Here is a 17,700-nt window from a genome sequence, read left to right on the forward strand (position 1 = left end):
GTGACGTGCCGCACATGTGAACACCTGCAGGGGGTGCCAGGTGAGTGCTTTCGGGCGTGGAGAGACCGCCGACGATCTGCTCGCAGCGCTGCTGGACGGGATGGACGCGGCCTTGTGCGCGTTCGACGCCGACGGCGTGATCACCCACTGGAACCGTGAGGCCGAGCGGATCCTGGGGTGGTCGGCGATCGAGGCCGTGGGGCGCAAGGGGTTCGCGGGGTGGGCCGTACGGGCCGCCGACGCGCAGGACGTGCACGACAGGCTCATGGCCGCGCAGGAGGTGCCGGGGCGGCAGGTGCACGAGTTCGCCCTGCTGACCAAGGACGGCGGGCGGGTGCTCGTGCGGACCCAGTCCGCGGGGGTGCCGGGCGCCGACGGGAAGCCGGCCGGGGTGTACTGCGCCTTCAGCGAGGTGCACGCGCAGATCGACCTCGAGCGTTCCATCGCCTTGAGCGAGGCCCTCATGGAGGACGCCTCCTGGGGGGTCGTGCTCGTCGACGTGGACCTGCGCCCGGCCGTGGTCAACGTGCACGCCGCCCGCGCCTTCGGCTCCGGCCGCACCGTGCTGCTCGGGCGGCCGCTGGGCGAGCTGCTCGCGCAGGGGGTGGAGGAGCTGGAGGGGGCCCTGCAGCACGTACTGGCCGAAGGCGCGCCCCCGGCGCCGCTGGAGCTGTGGGTGTCCGTACGGGGCCCCGAGGGCGTGCGGCGGCGGTGCTGGCGGTGCGGGTTCCTGCGCCTGGCGTCGCCGCTCGCGGAGGAACCCGTACCGCTCGGGGTGGCGCTGCTGTTCCAGGACGTCACCGAGGCCCGGCAGGCACAGCTGGACACCGCTCAGCTGCGGTTCCGGTCCCATCAGCTGTACCGGGCCGGGCGGGCCGCCGCCGAGTGCGAGGACCCGGCGGAGGCGGCGGCGGTCCGGCTGGAGTTCGCCCTGGCGGGCTTCGCCGAGCACGCGCTGGTGGACGTACTGGACGTACTGGACGGCTCGCCGCGGGAGCGCGTACGGCTGCTGCGCTGGGCGGCGTTCCCGCCGGGCAGCTTGCCGGGGCTGCCCGAGCCCGGGGCGATCCCCGTGCGCTACGAGGCGGGCCACCCGGCGCTCCAGGCGCTGGACCGGGCCGGGTCGGTGCGGGCCGGCGCGCCGCGCGGGCAGGCCGACGCGGCGTGGGCGGGCGCCCGGCGCTGGCCCGAGGACGCGGCGCACGCCCTGTGCACGGTCCTGCGCAGCAGGGGCCGGAACCTGGGGACGCTGACGTTCCTGCGGGGCCCGTCGAGACCCGCCTTCGAGCGCGCGGACGCGGCGTACGCGGAGGAGGTGGCGGCCCGCGTCGCCGCGGACCTGGACCTGGCGGGGCGGAGTCCGCGCAAGGCCTAAGGCGTGGGGCCAGGCGTCGCGGGCCCGGCAAGGACCGAAAGAGACGGCCTAGTGGCGGAAGAAGATGCGGTCGCCGTACTCCTGCATCACGCGGCCGTTCCACTCGTGGCCGCCGTCCACGTTGCCCGAGCGCAGCAGCGGCGGCTCGACCCCGCGGGCGACGAGCTCGCCGGCCGCGGCGGCCATGACCGCCTGCATGATCGCGCTGGTCACGACGGTGGAGGCGGGGGCGAAGGGGGCTTCGATGCCCTCGTGGGTGAGCTCGGCGTCGCCGACCGCGATCTTGCTGTCGAGGACGATGTCGCAGTGGTCCTTGAGGAAGGTGCCGGAGACGTGGCGGGATTTGGTGTCGGTCGCGTAGGCCACCGAGGTGACGCCGATGACCTTGAGACCGATCGCGCGTGCGTTCATGGCCATCTCGACCGGCAGGGCGTTGCGCCCGGAGAGGGAGATGATCACGAGGACGTCGCCGTCACTGGCCGGGCTGCTGTCCAGGACCGCTCCGGCGAGGCCGTCGACGCGCTCCAGGGCGCTGCCGAGGGTGGCGGGCATGACGTCGATGCCGGCGGTGCCGGGAACGGCGAGGAAGTTCATCAGGGCGAGTCCGCCGGCCCGGTAGACCACGTCCTGGGCCGGGAGCGAGGAGTGCCCGGCGCCGAAGGCGAAGAGCTTGTTCCCGGCGGCCACGGCGTCCGCGATGACGGTGCCTGCCTCGTTGATGCGGGCGGACTCCTCGTCCCGTACCCGCTCCAGCAGGCCGATCGCGGCGTCGAAGAACTGACCGGCCAGCTTGCTCTCGCTCATACGCCGATGGCCTTCCGGGGTGGGAGTGGGTGAGGTTGTCGTCCGTGTCCGCCGCTCACCGTGCGGTCTGGACCAAGGGCGTGTCAATACGAACGTCAATCCAAGGGGCGAAAGGCCCGGTGGGGGGCGTAATGAGAGGCGGCCGGGGGGTCCGGGGAGGCGTTTGGGGGCAGTCCGGAACAGCCCTTGACGTCCAGCACGGGACGGTTGTCGGCGCGATGCGTCAGAATTGGGGGCAGGGCCAGCGCACGCAATCCGAGGGGCACGAATGTCCGGACTGATCGATACCACGGAGATGTACCTCCGCACCATCCTCGAACTGGAAGAGGAAGGTGTGGTCCCCATGCGCGCCCGCATCGCCGAGCGGCTCGACCAGAGCGGCCCGACGGTGAGTCAGACGGTGGCGCGGATGGAGCGCGACGGCCTGGTGGCGGTAGCCAGCGACCGGCACCTGGAGCTGACGGACGAGGGTCGCAAGCTCGCGACGCGGGTGATGCGCAAGCACCGTCTCGCGGAGTGCCTGCTCGTCGACGTCATCGGCCTGGAGTGGGAGCAGGTGCACGCCGAGGCCTGCCGCTGGGAGCACGTGATGAGCGAGGCGGTGGAGCGGCGGGTGCTGGAGCTGCTGCGTCACCCGACCGAGTCGCCGTACGGGAACCCGATCCCGGGGCTCGAGGAACTGGGCGAGAAGGCGGAGGCCGATCCCTTCCTGGAGGAGGGCATGGTCAGCCTGGCGGAGCTGGACCCGGGCGCCGAAGGCAAGACCGTGGTGATCCGCCGGATCGGCGAGCCGATCCAGACGGACGCGCAGCTGATGTACACGTTGCGGCGGGCGGGCGTGCAGCCCGGCTCGGTGGTCAGCGTGACCGAGTCGCCCGGCGGTGTGCTGGTCGGCAGTGGGGGCGAGGCCGCGGAGCTGGAGGCGGACGTCGCCTCCCACGTGTTCGTGGCGAAGCGCTGACGGACGGAGGGGTTGGGGGGTCTTCGACGGCTGTCTGGTCTTCGGCAGCCGTGTGGTCTTCGATAGCGGTGTTGTCTTCGACAGGCTGACGCACGGGCGTTCGATCTGGTCGCCAGTGCGAGCGAATCCGGCTGGTGTCGGCCGGCGTGGACCGGTGCGGATCTGTATGGATGGTCCCGGCGCCTTACGGCGCCGGGACCGGTCCTCCCCTGCTTGACCTGGAGCCCCGAGCTCTCAAGGTCATCCCTTCGGACCGTCTTCCCCGAGCGGTCCGCCTCCCTGTTGAAAGGATCTCCATCGGCAGCGGCGGTCAATCCTTGAGCAAGGTCACTCGAAAGAGCGGTGTTGGCGGCGAGAACCCCGTTTTCGAATACGGGTTCGATACTGTGGCCGGGAGCGAAGGGGGTGCATCTGCGGTGGTACGACGCCTCGATGTGACGGGGGCCGACGGCGTACGCCTGGCGGCCTGGGAATTCCGCGGAGCGACGGCGGAGCGTGGGCCTGAGCCCGAGACGGATCCGTCGCGGTCGCCGTCGCCGCCGCTTGCGCCGTCGGGCGAGCCCGCGGCCCTCTTACTGCACGGCTTGATGGGCCGCGCCTTCCACTGGGCGGGCACCGCACGCTGGCTCGGCGCGAGCCGCCGCGTCGTGGCTCTCGACCAGCGCGGCCACGGGCAGAGCGAGCGCCCCCCGACCTCCGGCCCCGCCGGCTCCGTCGCCTACGGCCGGGAGGCCTTCGTGGCCGACGCCGAAGCGGCCGTCGAGCAGCTCGGCCTCGCGCCGGTGACGCTGATCGGCCATTCCATGGGCGCCCTCACCGCCTGGCAGCTGGCGGCCCGCCGCCCCGACCTCGTGGCGGCCCTGGTCATCTGCGACATGCGGGCGTCCGCGCTCGGGGAGGCCTCGCAGCAGGAATGGGAGGAATGGTTCCGCCACTGGCCGCTGCCGTTCCCCACCCAGGACGCCGCGCGGCGCTGGTTCGGCGAGGACGACCCGCGGGTCGAGCGCCCGGACCCCGGCCGGGGCGAGTTCTTCGCGGAGGTCATGCACGAGGCCGACGACGGCTGGCGGCCGCTGTTCTCGCGCCGCCAGATGCTGAGCGCGCGGGAGACGTGGGTGCACGACGCGCACTGGGAGGAGCTCGCCCAGGTCCGCTGCCCGACGCTGGTCGTCCGCGGCCTGGACGGCGAACTGGGCCGGGCGGAGGCCCAGGAAATGGTCCGCGTCCTGCCGGCCGGACAGTACGCGGAGATCCCGGACGCCGGCCACTACCTCCACTACGACCACCCGGCGGCCTGGCGCGCGGCGGTGGAGCCGTTCCTGGAGGGCGTCAAGGCACCGGCATGAGGCCCGCTCGGCGCCGGGCGCGCGTCCTGAACTAGCCGGTGGCCCGGCCCGGTTGGCGGGCTTCGGCTTGCAGCTTGCGAGCTCGTTCGGCGGGGCGATAGTTCGGCCCGACCCCTTCGATCAGCAGGAGGTCGCCTTCGATGTGGTCGGTCCGCAGGCGCAGGATGGACCGGTAGGCCGGAGAGTCGTACCAGGCACGGGCTTCGGCAAGGCCGGGGAACTCGATCAGCACCATGCTGCCGGGCCAACTCCCCTCTACGACTTCGGCCGGTGGACCGTGGATGACGAAGCGGCCCGCGAAGGGGTCGAGGGTCGCCTGGATGCGCTCCAGGTACTCGATGACGTCGGAGTGGCTCCGGCGGCTGCAGAGATGAGCGAAGCCATAAGCGGGCACCACCGGGCTCCTTCGTTTCGGGGTGGGCGACGGCCGCGAACGTAGCCGAGGCCGGCCGGGCGGTGCGATTACCCCGGAGGTAATGGCCGCGGGGCGCGGGGTGCCCCCCGAGGCGCGCAGCGCCGCCGCCGTGCCCAGCAGGGAGGCCGCCCGGGCGGGCGGGAGCATCCCCGCCAGGCCTTCGAGGGCCAGGGCGGGCGCACGGGGGTCCCCGGTGCGGCGGGCCGCCGCGAGGCCCTCCCGGTGGAGGGACTCGGCCGCGGCCGGGTCGGCCCGCAACTCCGCGACCTACCCCAGTTCCGCCAGGACCGGCGCCGCCCCGGAAGTCACCCCGAGCTCCGCCAGGACCAGCGCCGCCCCGGAAGTCACCCCGAGCCGCTGGTTCCAGTCGAGCCACGGCCGCCGCCGGGCCGCGCCGCCGGGCCGCGCGTCCTGCGCCAGTATCCAGCCACTTCGACCTGTTCCCGGAGTGGATCGGCCGGGCGGCGGGACGGCTGGCGGACCGCAGTCTGCCGACGGAGTAGACCGTCGTCGCCGGCATCGAGCACGCCCCGGAGGCCTTCTCGGCATGATGCGCGGCGCGACCAGCGGCAAGATGCTGGTCCGCCCCGACCCGTCGGCGCGATGAGCCCTGTGCCAACGCAAAGCCCCCGGCCGCCTCGTGACGAGGCGGCCGGGGGCTTTCTGCCGCGGCCTTCGACCCCGGTGGGCCCGGCGGCTATTCCGTGCCGGGCAGCCAGCCGCGCTGGACCGCGCGGACTCCGAACTCGAAGCGGCTCGCGGCGTCCAGCCGCTCCATCAGGCCGGTGGCCAGCCGGCGGGCCGTGCGCGGCGAAACGGCGAGCCGCTTGGCGATGGCCTCGTCGGTGAGGCCCTGCGCCAGCAGCCGGATGACCGTGGTCTCCTGCGGGCTGAGCCCGCCGTCGTCCCGCTCCTCCGGCGCGCCGCCCAGTGGCCGGGCGTTCGACCAGACGTTCTCGAAGAGGGCGCACAGCGCCGTCAGGGTGCCCTGGCCGGTCAGCACCACGGCCCCCGCCGCGCTGTCCTCGCTGCTGACCGGGATCACGGCCGTGGTGCGGTCGAAGATCATCAGCCGGGTCGGCAGATCGGGAGCGGTACGGACCTCTCCGCCGAGCTCGCCGAGCCACGCCGCGTAGGCCACGGTGCTCTGGCTGTTGCGGACGCTGTCCTGGAACAACGACCGCATCCGCACCCCGCGGCCCAGCAGGGCCAGGTCCCCGGCCTTCGACGCCTCCAGGGTCTCCGGGCGGTGGCCCCCGCCGGGTGCGAAGGCCATCAGGTCGGTCCGGGCCCCGTGCGCCAGGCTGGTGATCCTGGTCCGGATCTCGTCCAGGCCCACCAGCTGCTCGACGCCGGGACTGGAGGCGGCCGGGGTCAGATCGGCGAACTCCGCGATCAGCTGCGCGGCGGCCGCGCGAGAAGCCTCGATGCGCAGCTGCTGGGCCGCGAGGTCCGCCTGCTGGCGGGCCATGAGGATCTCCATGCCGACCTCGGGGGAGACGGCGCGCAGCTCGCCCTCCCGCTCGTAGGACGGGCGGATCAGTGCCAGTTCACTGAGCAGGTCGAGGCTGGCCCGGACCTCGTTCTCGGTGACGCCGAGTTGCTCGGCGAGAGCGCGCACTCCGTCGCGCGGGCGCGCGAGCATGGTGCGGTAGACGGCCTCTGCGGTCGCATCGAGGCCAAGTGTTGCCAGCACAGCGGTTCCCCCCCCTGTGTACACCTGTAAATCAAGGTTGGCTGATCATCGCACGCGCATTCGGGGGCATCCGGGGGAGGTCTGGCCTCTTGCGGCCAAGGACCCAAGCGTCCAGCTTCGAGCTATTTGCCCGTTGTGAAGTCGCCGGGATGGTGGTGAGCATGTATCTCATCCACGCGGCCCTGCGGGCCCCCGCGCCCGGCGTCCGGCTCCCCTCGCACGCGGGCGAACTCGTCCGCGCCCTCGCCGATGCCGATCCCACCGGCTGCGGTCCGGTCGAGCACGTGTCCACACATCCGGGTGCGCTGCCGGGCGGGCTGCCGGGTGCTCTGCCGAGCGCCCTCCCGACGCTGGGCGTGTACCTGATCGCGGACAGCCTGGGCGAGGCGGAGGGGCGTACGGAGGCCCTGTGCCGCCGCGCCGTCGAGGAGGTGCCGGCGCTGTCCGGCTGGACCGTCGGCCGGGTCGGGGTCCCCCTCGTGACGCCGTACTACGAGCACCTCCTGCTGGCCGCTTTCGGTCCTCGTGGCCACAACGGTCCAGGTCCGGTTCCGTCCAGCTGAAAGTACTTCCACCCACGCTGAGCTGCGACGAAAGTAGTGATCGCCGGAAGGGAACACCACCTGGAAGGCAAGACCGGAGGAAACGTCACCGCGGGACGTGAGACCGGAAAGGGCCCGTCACCGGCCCGTCATCCCCACTCTCGAAAAGGACCACTCCCATGCTTCGCACTCGCCTCGTCAAGGCCGCCGCGGTCGCTTCCCTCGCCCTGGCCGTCGCCACCGTCACCCCGGCCCTGGCGGCCCACGGAACCGGAAACACCAGCGAGACCCGAGTCAGCGCCACCACCGCCTGGGAGACCGCCCCCGTCGGCAAGAACACCACCGCCTGGGAGTAGCCGGCCCCGCCGTCCGGGGCAGCAGCGCCGAAAGCGCCACCCGGTCACGGCCCACGAACTTCACAGCAGGACCCGCAGGACCCCGTAGAACCCGCAGGACTCGTACCACCACCACCACCAGCACCACCGCCTGGCCGATCAACCGCCAGTGCCGAGCCGCACCGCACCACCCGGGCATCGCACCCACCGGCCTGACAGCTGCTCCTGCAGGGCAGCCGTCCCCACCGGCCCGGCGCGCCCCCACACTTCGGCCCTCACCAGGCCCGTCTGCGGTCTCCGCAGCGCCACCACACACTTTCTTTCACGCCATCAGGAGCTTCGTCATGTCCCGCAGCATCAAGACCATCGCCATCCGCATCGCCTCCACCTCCGCCCTGGCGGCGACGGCGTTCACCATGGTGGTCGCCAACCCGGCCAGCGCCTCGACGCTGACCGACGGAATCGCAGCCACGGCCGTCGCCGAGAACGGCAACGGAGCCTGTGCCCACGGTGGTTACGACGGCGGCCCCAACCAGTACAACAGCTGCGTCAACGGCCGCACGGCCCACGCCTGGTGTGCCGACTTCGCCGGCTGGGTCTGGGCCCGCAACGGGGTCACGGGTCTGGCGACCCTGACCGACGGAGCGGCCAGCTTCATGGCCTACGGAAAGAAGTACGGGACGATCACCAGCACGCCGCACGTCGGTGACGCGGTCGTCTTCGACTACAACGGCAGCGACTGGGCCGCCCACGTGGCGCTGGTGACCGGGGTATCCGGAGACAAGGTCACCATCACCGGCGGCAACCAGGGCGGCGGCGCGGGTCACGTCAGCACCGCCTACACCTACGACGGGGCCGTGGGCGAGCGTCCCTGGGGGAGCCAGAAGATCAGCGGCTACGTCTCCCCGGCCGGCAGCTCGACCCCCTCCCTCCCGAACCCGGCCTCGCTGGCCGACGGCACGCTCGTGAAGTCGGCGAGCAGCCCGGCCGTGAAGGTCCTGATCAAGGGAGCCGGTCTCGCGGTGGCGGCCTCCGACGTCACCCCTGACAAGTACGACATGGGCAAGGTCGTCACCATCGACGACCAGGCCTTCCGCTCCCTCTTCAGCGCCCCGCCGTCGGGCACCGTGGTCCACGACCAGGCCGGCGGTGCGGACCGGTACGTGATCATCGGTGACGCCGCGCTCAAGATCGGTGGCGCGGACTGGATCTCCGGCGGCTACAACACCCGGGCCGACATGGGCGTTCCGACCTCGTGGCTGAAGAACGCGGCCCAGCGGACGGTGGCGACCGGCATCGTGGTCATGGACCAGTCCGGCACCGACCCGTCCCGCTACATCATGGTCGCCGGCACCGCGCTGCACATCTCCGGCTCCGAGTGGACGGCCGACAAGTACAACGAGCAGACCCTGATGGGTGTTCCGGCCGAGTGGCTGAAGGGCGCCGTGGCCAAGCCGCTGGAGTCCGGCACGGTCGTCATGAACCAGTCGGGTACCGACGCCTCCCGCTACGTCATGGTGGGCGGCACCCCGGTGGGCATCTCGGCCACCGAGTGGACGAGCGTCGGCTTCGACAAGCTGTCCCTCATGGGTGTCCCCGGTGAGTGGCTCGGCTCGGCGGTGACCAAGCAGGTTGCCGACGGGACCATCGTCAAGGACGCCTCCGGGTCCTCCGCCACGGTCTCCGTCATGGCCGGTGGCGTCGCCGTACCGCTGACCAACGCCGACTTCACCGGCTTCGGCTACGACCAGCGCCCCATCGATGGTGCCCCCGCCGCATGGCTGGCCTCGGCCACCGCCAAGGCCGCCCCCGCCAACGGCACGATGGTCAAGTCGCTGAACGACCCCACCGTCTGGGAGATCGTGAACGGCAAGAAGCGCGGGATGGCGGGCTCGGAGTTCGGCGCCGGCAAGCGCAGCTTCGACGACGTGGTCGGTGTCGGCAGCGCCTTCATCGCCAAGTTCCCGACCGCCTGATCCCGGTCGCTGCCGGTGCCGCCGCTGAGCGCCGCCGCTGAGATCCACCACTGAGCACCGCCCCTGAGCCGCCCGGCCCGAACAGGCCGGGCGGCTCGGGCCCGGCCGCTCCGCCGCCGACACCCAGCCCGACCTGCTCCCCGAGGGAATCCCGATGCGCTCCGCCGCCGCCCGCAAGAAGTCCGCGCTCGCCACCGCCGCCACCGCCCTGCTGGCCCTGGCCGCCCCGCTCCTCGCGAGCACCCCCGCCTCCGCCGCCTCCATCGCGACCTGGGACAAGGTCGCGCAGTGCGAGGCCTCCGGAAACTGGCAGATCATCAATTCGACCGGGCAGTACTTCGGCGGCCTCCAGATATCGATGCCGACCTGGCGCGCGTACGGCGGCACCCAGTACGCCGACCGGGCGGACCACGCCACCAAGCAGCAGCAGATCCTGATCGGCGAGAAGATCCTGGCGGGGCAGGGCCAGGGCGCCTGGCCCAACTGCGGTCCCAAGTACAACCTCGGCGCCGACCACGCGGACCCGTACCCCAACGCCCCGACCTACCCGGCCCCCTCCTCCCTGGCCAGCGGCACCCTGGTGAAGTCGCCGAACGGCCCGGACGTACGGGTGATGATCGCCGGGGCCGGTGTCCCGGTGGCCGGCTCGGACGTCACCCCGGACAAGTACGACCTGGGCAAGGTCGTGGTCATCGACCCCAACGCGTTCAACGGGCTGCCCAGCGCCCCGCCCGCCGGCACCGTGGTCCACGACCAGGCCGGCGGCGCCAACCGGTACGTGATCATCGACGGTGCCGCGCTGCCGATCTCCGCGTCGGACTGGACCGAGGACGGCTACAACCTCCGCGCCGACTACGGCCTGCCGACCGCCTGGCTGCAGGCCGCGGCGCAGCGGACCGTGTCGACCGGCCGCGTGGTGATGGACCAGACCGGCAACGACCCGTCCCGCTACGTGGTCGTCAACGGTGCGGCGCTGCACATCTCGGGTGCCGAGTGGACCGCCAACGGGTACAACCAGCAGGCCCTGATGGGCGTTCCCACCGACTGGCTGGCCGCCGCGGCGACCCGGCAGATGCCCAACGGCTCCATCGTCAAGGAGGTCTCGGGCGCCAACGCCACCGTCTACGTGATGGCCGGCGGCGTGGCGGTCCCCCTGACCAACGCCGACTTCACCGGCTTCGGCTACGACAAGAGCCCGCTGCTCGGCACTCCCGGCGAATGGCTGGCCTCGGCCGCCGCCAAGGCGGCCCCCGCCAACGGCACGATGGTCAAGTCGCTGAACGACCCCACCGTCTGGGAGATCGTGAACGGCAAGAAGCGCGGGATGGCGGGCTCGGAGTTCGGTGCCGGCAAGCGCAGCTTCGACGACGTGGTCGGTGTCGGCAGCGCCTTCGTCGCGAAGTTCCCGACCGCCTGATCGGGGCGGGCGGCCGCGCGGGCGAACGGGCCGTGGTTCTCTGCCCCCGGGGGGGGGAGCGGAGGGCCACGGCCCGTTCGGTCGTGCGCCGGTACGAGGCCGGCCGGCCGGGTCAGCCCTTGCTGACCGCCACCAGGATCTCGGGGAGCCTGCGCACCACCGCCGGGGCCGCGAGGCGCATCCCGGCCCAGGTGGCCAGCGCGCCCCAGGCCAGCCCCAGGGGGAGCAGGATCCAGGTCAGGGACTGCTGGTCGGTGGCGCTGAAGTAGACGGCCAGGGCGATCAGCGGGGAGCTGACCAGGGCCGAGGAGAGCAGGCCGCCGAGGAGGGCCGCCCACGCCAGGGCGCCCTGGCCCGGGGCGACGCTCTTGAAGGCGCCGTCGGTCGGGATCGAGTACGGGAGATGGGCGGACGCCAGGGCTCCCGTGCCCAGCATCGAGCCGAGCAGGGCCAGGGCCAGGCCCAGGGCGCCGGGCAGGCCGGCCCAGTTGCCGAGCAGGCCGGCCGTGACCGTCGCGACCACCACCGTGAAGGGCACGGTGACCAGCGCGAGGGCCAGGGCGCGGGCGCGCAGTTCCACGTAGGCGTCCCGGGTGCTCGAAATGGTCTGCGCGACCATCCAGAACGCCGAGGTGTCCTGCCCGAACTGGTTGTACATCTGCATGCCGAGCATGCCCGAGGCGAAGCAGGCCAGGTACACCGAGCCGGCGCCCTGGACGGCGTTGACGACCGGGATGATCAGGCCGAGCGCCAGGGCGGACACCCACGCCGACTTGGTCTTCGGGTCGCGCACCATGTAGCGCAGCACGCGCTGGGCGGCGGCGCCCGTACGGTCGTCCGGCAGGAGCGAACGGCCGCGGCCGGTCGCGTCGTTCGCCGGCTTCTTCTTCTCCTTGGCGGCCGCGATCGTCGAACCGTCCGGGGTGACCATCAGCTTGGTCAGGCTGCGTTCCCAGAACCAGAGCAGCAGGCCGAGGGCCGCGACCGTGATGAGGAGCTGGGCGGCGGCGATCCCGTACGAGCCCTCGCTCGCGGAGTCCACCATCCCGAGGGCCGTCGCGGGCGGCAGCCAGCGCACGATCTCCCCGGCCGGCTCGAGCCGCTCCAGGCCGCCGGTCTGGAACAGCCGCTGGGCGGCGAAGTTCGCCGCCTGCGCGCCGATCGCGATCAGCAGGCCGCTGAGCAGCGCGAGGTCCCGCCCCTTGCGGCTGGTCAGCAGCCGGACGTTGGCGGTGGCCACGGCCCGGGCCAGCGTGACGCAGCCGACCAGCAGCAGCGGCACGGCCAGTACGGCCGCCACCACGCCCGCCGCGCCCCGGGCGACGGCGATCACCGAGCCGACGGCCAGGCACAGCGTGAACAGCGGCCCGATGCCGACGAGTGAGGCGGCCAGCATGGCCCGTACGAGCGGCCGCGGCCGCAGCGGCAGCATGACCAGCCGGGTCGGGTCGAGCGTCTCGTCGCCGGTGGCGAAGAACAGCGGGACGAACGTCCAGCAGAGGGCCGTGATCGCCGCCAGCAGGACGACGACCGAGCCGGCGTGCGCGTTGCCGCGCAGCACGACGAGGCCGAGCATGGCGAAGAAGGCGATGACGAGCGCGAAGGCGAGGGCGCCGAAGTAGGCGGCCTTGCGCGTCGAGGAGCCCTTGAGCCCGTTGCGCAGCAGCGACAGCTTCAGGCGGACGAAGATCGGGGTGATGTCGGCGGGCGCGGCGGGCGCGGTGGCCGGGGCGGTCGGGGTGGACGTGGTGGACGTGGCGGACGTGCTCATCGGACGCCCGCCCCGCTGCCCGCCCCGTTGCCCGTGGATCCGCCGCCGAGCCAGTCCAGGGACTCGCCCGTGGCCCGGCCCTGCGCCCCGACCAGCTCCAGGAACGCGGACTGCAACGAGGGTGCGTCGCCCCGTACGTCGGCCAGCGGCCCCGCGGCCCGGATCCGGCCGGCGGCCATGACGGCGACCCAGTCGCACAGCGACTCGACGAGCTCCATGACGTGGGAGGAGAAGACGACCGTGGCTCCGGAGGCGGTGTAACGTTCCAGCACTCCGCGGATGGTCTGCGCCGACACCGGGTCCACGCCCTCGAACGGCTCGTCCAGGAACAGCACTTCGGGGTTGTGGAGCAGCGCGGCCGCCAGGCCGATCTTCTTCCGCATGCCGGTCGAGTAGTCGACGATCAGCTTGTGCTGCGAACCGGCCAGGTCGAGGATGTCCAGCAGCTGCGTGGCCCGGCTGTCCGTCTCCCGGCCCGGCAGCCCCCGCATCCGGCCCATGTAGCCGAGCAGTTCGCGCCCGGAGAGCCGCTCGAAGAGCCGCAGTCCCTCCGGCAGCACGCCGATCCGGGACTTCACCTTCACCGGGTCCGCCCACACGTCGTGCCCGGCGACGATCACCCGGCCCATGTCCGGGCGCAGCAGACCGGTGATCATCGACAGCGTCGTCGTCTTGCCCGCGCCGTTCGGCCCCACCAGGCCGACGAACTGCCCGGCGGGCAGCTCCAGATCGATCCCGGACACGGCCACCTGCTCGCCGAACCGCTTCCACAAACCCTCGACCCGCACAGCGGGTGCGGCGGACGGTGCGGATCGCGCACCGCCGCCCGTTCCGTCTGTCGCCCCGCCCGTCGCAACGCCCTGGTCCGGCATGCGCCTGCCTCTCGTTCTGTTCCCCGTGTCCTGCTTTTCTCACCATAGGAGGAGGGGGAGAGGCGGAGCAGTTACTTATGTCATGAGTTTCCCCACGGGCATGTCCGCTGGTCAGGCCCCGCGCCGGGCCCGTTCCGCCGCCGCCTCGCGTCCGCACGCGTAGGCCAGGGCGTCGATCAGCTCCTCCACGTCCGGCAGCCACCGGTTCGCGGCCGTCGGGGGCTGCGCCCACTGCACCGAGCCGCGTCCGCCGATCCGGGTCGGCGGGGCGGGGACGTACTCGCCCTCACCGCGTGCGACCAGATCGAGCTGGGCCGGCTGCCAGCCGATCTTGCGCAGCAGATCGGGCACCTTGGCCCCGGCGCCGGGCAGGACGAAGAACAGCATCCGCCCCGCCGGGTTGGCGATCACCGGTCCGAGGGTGCGCTGCATGCGCTGGAGCCGGGCCAGTGCCAGGAAGCCGGCGGCGTCCGGGACGTCGAGGGCGTCGAAGGTCCGGCCGGTGGGCAGCAGGATGGCGGCCTTCGGGTTCTTCCCCCAGAGCCGCCTGACCTGCACGGCGCTGCCCGAGGCCTGCGAGGCCCAGTCCTTCCCCGCCGCGTGCGCGCCGGGCGCCGGGCACTCCGGTGCCCCGCACGAGCACCGCTCGCGCCCGTCGCCGGACTCCAGCCAGGTGCCGGCGAAGACATCCCAGTGCCGTTCTTCCGTGTACCGCACGGCATGGTCCAGCAGCGGCTCACTGCGCTGGAGGGGGATGGGCGCGGTCTCCGTGACTCCGATGGTCTCTTCCACGTGCAACACAACTCTTGCGGTCACCGGGGGTTACGGGCGTAAACCGGCCGGGCTCGGGAGCATCGATCCTGCATGCGGGGCGCATCGGTGCATCGCGGGGGGCGCGTAGGAGGCCGGGGCGCCGGAGGTGGGTAACGACAGGACGCAATGGGGAAGATTCCCCGCACATCAGGCGGGAAGTGATCATTCGAACGATCACCCGCGTCTCTGGGGGTTTTCATGGCAGCCAGGCCTCTCGTCGCCCGCCAGCCGAACGAACGGCTGCAGGCGCTCATCCAGGAAGCCGGGTGCTCCAATGCCGGGCTCGCCCGGCGCGTCAACATGTGCGGGGCCGAGCACGGTCTCGACCTCCGCTACGACAAGACCTCCGTGGCCCGCTGGCTGCGCGGGCAGCAGCCGCGCGGCCGGGCTCCGGGGATCATCGCCGAGGCACTGGGCCGCAAGCTCGGCCGGACCGTCACCATCGACGAGATCGGCATGGCCAACGGCAAGAACCTCGCCTCGGGCGTCGGCCTGCAGTTCTCCCCGACCGTCATCGGCGCGATCGAGCAGGTCAGCGAGTTGTGGCGGAGCGACGTGGGCCGGCGCGACTTCCTGTCGGGGTCGAGCGTGGCCTCTTCGGCGCTGGTCGAGCCGAGCCGCGACTGGCTCATCACCGGGGCCGACGCGCAGGTCGCGCGCAGCGGCGGCTCCCGGGTGGGGATGTCGGACGTGGAGGCGGTACGGGCCACCACGCAGGCGCTGAAGGACCTCGACCACCGCTTCGGCAGCGGGCACGTGCGCCCGGTGGTCGTGCACTACCTCAACTCGGTGGTCTCCGGCCTGATCGGCGGCTCGTACCGGGAGCCGGTGGGCCGGGCCCTGTTCGCGGCGGTCGCCCGACTCACCGAGCTGGCGGGCTACATGGCGGTGGACACCGGCCAGCCGGGCCTGGCCCAGCGCTACTACATCCAGGCCCTACGGCTCGCGCAGGCGGCCGGCGACCGGGCGTACGGGGGCTACGTGCTGGCGGCGTCCATGAGCCACCTCGCGGCGGAACTGGGCAACCCGAGGGAGATCGCGCAGCTGGCCAGAGCGGCGCAGGAGGGCACCCGGGGCCAGGTCACCCCCCGGGTGGAGGCGATGTTCTACGCGGCGGAGGCGCGCGGGCACGCGCTCCTCGGCGACGCGCGGTCGACGACGGTGCTGTCCTCGCGGGCGCTCACGGCGCTGGAGCGGGCGGAGCCGGAGTCGGGGGACGACCCGGAGTGGATCCGCCACTTCGACCAGGCCTACCTCGCGGACGAACTGGCGCACTGCCACCGGGACCTGGGCCAGGCCGACGCGGCGGCACGGCGCGCCGAGGAGTCCTTGCGGGACCTCCCGGCGGGCAAGGCGCGGCGCCGGGCGATCGGCCTGCTCCTGCTGGCGGCGGCGCGGGTGCAGCAGCGCGAGGTGGAGGCCGCCTGCCAGACGGCCACGCAGGCGGCGGAGCTCCTGTCGGGCCTGCGCTCGCACCGCGGGACGGCGTACCTGGAGGACTTCCGCACCCGCCTGGACCCGTACCGGGAGGAACCGGCGGCCCGGGAGTTCACCGCACGCCTGGAGCCGGTCGGCTGACCCGGCCGCCCGGGGATTGCGGGCGGCGGGCCGGCCGGTGCGGCCGGGTCGGCCGGTGACTTCGAGGCGGAACTGAGTGCCGGTCGTGGCCAGGTGGCGGCCGCGCTCGCGGCGGGAGCCACCAGCGCCCCCGCGGCCGTGAGCACGACCGCCGTGCCGACGGCCGTCATGGTCCTCCTGAAGCTGTTCACCGGTCGTCCCCCGTGCGTCCATGTGATCTTCCGCCGGGTTGGACGACGGGTCCGCCCCGGGGGTTGTACGGACCACCGCATTTCCCCGCCGATGCCGGGCACCCGGCGCCCGGCCCGGCTCCCGGGGGCGAGGCCGACACTGGCAATCTCGGCGGGGAACGGTAGCGTGAGCCGACGGTTCCGTAGACGCGGACAGGTTGGAGAGGGAGTTCCGGTGACGGAGAGCGGACAGGGCGGCAGCCCCCAGGGCGGCGAGCCGTGGGGCCCGTACGTACCCGCACAGCCGCCGACGCAGCCGCCCGCGCAGCCCGGCGGGGAGCCGGAGTACCTGCAAGGCCAGCCGCCGTACGGTCAGCCCTCCTACGGCTACCCCGCACCCGACGGCCCCGATTACGGCTACGGCTACCCGCAGGGCCACGTGGTCGGCCCCGGCTACGAGGGCCCCGGCGACCCGCACGGCTACGGCTACCCGCCGCTGCCGGAGGCGGCCACCCAGTACATTCCGCCGGTGCCCGCCGCCCCCGCGCACGAGGAGGCGGCGACGCAGTACATCGCGCCGATCCCCGCGGGGCCCGTGCACGGCGAGGCGGCCACGCAGTACATACCGCCGGTCCCGGCGGGCCCCGCGCACGGCGAGGCCGCCACCCAGTACATCGCCCCGATCCCCGCGGCCGCCTCCTACGACGAGGCCGCGACCCAGTACATCCCGCCGGTTCCGGCCGGTCCGGCCGATCCCGCCGCCGGGTTCGACGGGCTGTTCCGGGGCGAGGAGTTGCAGCACACGGCGCAACTGCCGCCCGTCCAGGAGCCAGTGCTCCGCCGGCAGCCGCCGCAGCGCCCCCACCCGCAGCAGCAACAGCAGCAGCAACAGCAGTACGCGCCGCACCCGCAGCAGCAGTACGCGCAGCAGCAGTACGCCCCGCCGCAGCAGCAGTTCCAGCAGCAGCCGCCCTTCGCGGAGCCGCCCGCTCCCCGCAAGGTCTCGCCCGCGATCATCGCCGCCGTCGTCATCGGCCTGGCCGTCGTCGGGCTCGGGGTCGGTGCGCTGCTCAGCGACGGCAAGGCGCAGAACAACGACCCGGCCGCCGTGGCACCCGCCCCCACCCCCGGCAGCTCCGCCGCGGACGCCGGAGAGGTCCCGCTGGACCCCGCGCAGCCGCAGGCGGTCCAGCTCGACAAGCTCCTCGCGGACAGCAACGACAGCCGGGCCGCGGTGATCAAGGCCGTCGAGGACATCAAGACCTGCAGCAACCTGGACCAGGCGGCCACCGATCTGCGCGACGCGGCCCGGCAGCGCGACGAGCTGGTGTCCCGGCTCCAGGAGCTCAAGGTGGACGAGCTCCCGAACGACAAGAAGCTGACCGCGGCCCTCACCAAGGCGTGGAAGTCCTCCGCCGAAGCCGACAACAGCTACGCGGACTGGGCGGACGACATCAAGTCCGACGGCGACAAGTGCAAGGACGGCAAGGCCAGGACCACCGGCAACGCCTCGGACGGGAACAAGTCGAGCGGCGACGCCACCCGGGCCAAGGAGACCGCGTCCGGGCTGTGGAACACCATCGCCGGCAAGTACGGCCTCACCAAGCGGGACAAGAGCCAGCTCTAGGG

General features: G+C 72.8%; 15 protein-coding genes. 9 read left to right on the forward strand and 6 right to left on the reverse strand.

Annotated elements, in window-relative coordinates; genetic code table 11:
- Window positions 1-40: 40 nt before the first annotated feature.
- Window positions 41-1,375, forward strand: a complete 1,335-nt coding sequence (locus OG730_RS23705) for a PAS domain-containing protein (protein WP_327306119.1) — start codon at window positions 41-43, stop codon at window positions 1,373-1,375.
- A gap of 48 nt (window positions 1,376-1,423) precedes the next feature.
- Here OG730_RS23705 and OG730_RS23710 read toward each other — a convergent pair whose 3' ends face one another.
- The gene (locus OG730_RS23710; RefSeq protein ID WP_327306120.1) at window positions 1,424-2,179 is read right to left on the reverse strand and encodes an SIS domain-containing protein; all 756 of its coding nucleotides are present in this window, start codon (window positions 2,177-2,179) and stop codon (window positions 1,424-1,426) included.
- A 268-nt stretch (window positions 2,180-2,447) separates the two neighbouring features.
- Here OG730_RS23710 and OG730_RS23715 point away from each other — a divergent pair, with 268 nt between their 5' ends.
- Window positions 2,448-3,140 (forward strand): iron-dependent transcriptional repressor DtxR, encoded by a 693-nt coding sequence (locus OG730_RS23715; protein WP_327306121.1) that lies wholly within the window; start codon window positions 2,448-2,450, stop codon window positions 3,138-3,140.
- Between the two features lie 416 nt (window positions 3,141-3,556).
- Window positions 3,557-4,486 (forward strand): alpha/beta fold hydrolase, encoded by a 930-nt coding sequence (locus OG730_RS23720; protein ID WP_327306122.1) that lies wholly within the window; start codon window positions 3,557-3,559, stop codon window positions 4,484-4,486.
- 31 nt (window positions 4,487-4,517) lie between these two features.
- Here the strand turns inward: OG730_RS23720 and OG730_RS23725 are convergent, their stop codons facing one another.
- Window positions 4,518-5,159, reverse strand: coding sequence for a DUF1330 domain-containing protein (locus tag OG730_RS23725; RefSeq protein ID WP_327306123.1), 642 nt, complete (start codon window positions 5,157-5,159; stop codon window positions 4,518-4,520).
- 439 nt (window positions 5,160-5,598) lie between these two features.
- A complete protein-coding gene (locus tag OG730_RS23730; RefSeq protein WP_327306124.1) occupies window positions 5,599-6,597 on the reverse strand; it encodes a helix-turn-helix transcriptional regulator in 999 nt (332 codons plus the stop codon).
- 161 nt (window positions 6,598-6,758) lie between these two features.
- On the opposite strand from OG730_RS23730, the gene OG730_RS23735 reads away from it, so the two are divergent.
- From OG730_RS23735 to OG730_RS23750, 4 genes are all read left to right on the forward strand, one after another.
- Window positions 6,759-7,160 carry a hypothetical protein gene (locus tag OG730_RS23735; RefSeq protein ID WP_327306125.1) on the forward strand — a complete coding sequence of 134 codons (402 nt, stop codon included), beginning with the start codon at window positions 6,759-6,761 and terminating at the stop codon, window positions 7,158-7,160.
- 158 nt (window positions 7,161-7,318) lie between these two features.
- On the forward strand, window positions 7,319-7,495 hold the full coding sequence (locus tag OG730_RS23740) for a hypothetical protein (RefSeq protein WP_327306126.1): 177 nt from the start codon (window positions 7,319-7,321) through the stop codon (window positions 7,493-7,495).
- A 323-nt stretch (window positions 7,496-7,818) separates the two neighbouring features.
- Window positions 7,819-9,450 carry a CHAP domain-containing protein gene (locus tag OG730_RS23745; protein WP_327306127.1) on the forward strand — a complete coding sequence of 544 codons (1,632 nt, stop codon included), beginning with the start codon at window positions 7,819-7,821 and terminating at the stop codon, window positions 9,448-9,450.
- Window positions 9,451-9,604: 154 nt separating this feature from the next.
- Entirely contained in the window at window positions 9,605-10,867 is a 1,263-nt protein-coding gene (locus OG730_RS23750; RefSeq protein WP_327306128.1) for a transglycosylase family protein, read from the forward strand.
- 112 nt (window positions 10,868-10,979) lie between these two features.
- On the opposite strand, the gene OG730_RS23755 is transcribed toward OG730_RS23750, so the two are convergent.
- The 3 genes from OG730_RS23755 to OG730_RS23765 form a co-directional block, all read right to left on the reverse strand.
- Window positions 10,980-12,638 (reverse strand): transporter, encoded by a 1,659-nt coding sequence (locus OG730_RS23755; protein WP_327306129.1) that lies wholly within the window; start codon window positions 12,636-12,638, stop codon window positions 10,980-10,982.
- Window positions 12,635-13,510 carry an ABC transporter ATP-binding protein gene (locus OG730_RS23760; RefSeq protein WP_327306130.1) on the reverse strand — a complete coding sequence of 292 codons (876 nt, stop codon included), beginning with the start codon at window positions 13,508-13,510 and terminating at the stop codon, window positions 12,635-12,637. The genes OG730_RS23755 and OG730_RS23760 overlap by 4 nt, the downstream gene beginning before the upstream one ends.
- A 111-nt stretch (window positions 13,511-13,621) precedes the next feature.
- Window positions 13,622-14,311 carry a bifunctional DNA primase/polymerase gene (locus tag OG730_RS23765; RefSeq protein WP_327309385.1) on the reverse strand — a complete coding sequence of 230 codons (690 nt, stop codon included), beginning with the start codon at window positions 14,309-14,311 and terminating at the stop codon, window positions 13,622-13,624.
- A gap of 210 nt (window positions 14,312-14,521) precedes the next feature.
- On the opposite strand from OG730_RS23765, the gene OG730_RS23770 reads away from it, so the two are divergent.
- The gene (locus tag OG730_RS23770) at window positions 14,522-15,901 is read left to right on the forward strand and encodes an NsdA family TPR-like regulatory protein (protein ID WP_327306131.1); all 1,380 of its coding nucleotides are present in this window, start codon (window positions 14,522-14,524) and stop codon (window positions 15,899-15,901) included.
- Window positions 15,902-16,306: 405 nt separating this feature from the next.
- Window positions 16,307-17,698 carry a hypothetical protein gene (locus OG730_RS23775; RefSeq protein WP_327306132.1) on the forward strand — a complete coding sequence of 464 codons (1,392 nt, stop codon included), beginning with the start codon at window positions 16,307-16,309 and terminating at the stop codon, window positions 17,696-17,698.
- Window positions 17,699-17,700 lie beyond the last annotated feature (2 nt).

This window comes from Streptomyces sp. NBC_01298, assembly GCF_035978755.1.
Taxonomy (GTDB): domain Bacteria; phylum Actinomycetota; class Actinomycetes; order Streptomycetales; family Streptomycetaceae; genus Streptomyces.

Bases quoted from the DNA above. Each gene is read 5' to 3' on its own strand.
- OG730_RS23715 (WP_327306121.1), top strand. From the start codon at position 2,448: ATGTCCGGACTGATCGATACCACGGAGATGTACCTCCGCACCATCCTC.
- OG730_RS23735 (WP_327306125.1), top strand. From the start codon at position 6,759: ATGTATCTCATCCACGCGGCCCTGCGGGCCCCCGCGCCCGGCGTCCGG.
- OG730_RS23740 (WP_327306126.1), top strand. From the start codon at position 7,319: ATGCTTCGCACTCGCCTCGTCAAGGCCGCCGCGGTCGCTTCCCTCGCC.
- OG730_RS23710 (WP_327306120.1), bottom strand. From the start codon at position 2,179: ATGAGCGAGAGCAAGCTGGCCGGTCAGTTCTTCGACGCCGCGATCGGC.
- OG730_RS23750 (WP_327306128.1), top strand. From the start codon at position 9,605: ATGCGCTCCGCCGCCGCCCGCAAGAAGTCCGCGCTCGCCACCGCCGCC.
- OG730_RS23755 (WP_327306129.1), bottom strand. From the start codon at position 12,638: ATGAGCACGTCCGCCACGTCCACCACGTCCACCCCGACCGCCCCGGCC.
- OG730_RS23745 (WP_327306127.1), top strand. From the start codon at position 7,819: ATGTCCCGCAGCATCAAGACCATCGCCATCCGCATCGCCTCCACCTCC.
- OG730_RS23770 (WP_327306131.1), top strand. From the start codon at position 14,522: ATGGCAGCCAGGCCTCTCGTCGCCCGCCAGCCGAACGAACGGCTGCAG.
- OG730_RS23760 (WP_327306130.1), bottom strand. From the start codon at position 13,510: ATGCCGGACCAGGGCGTTGCGACGGGCGGGGCGACAGACGGAACGGGC.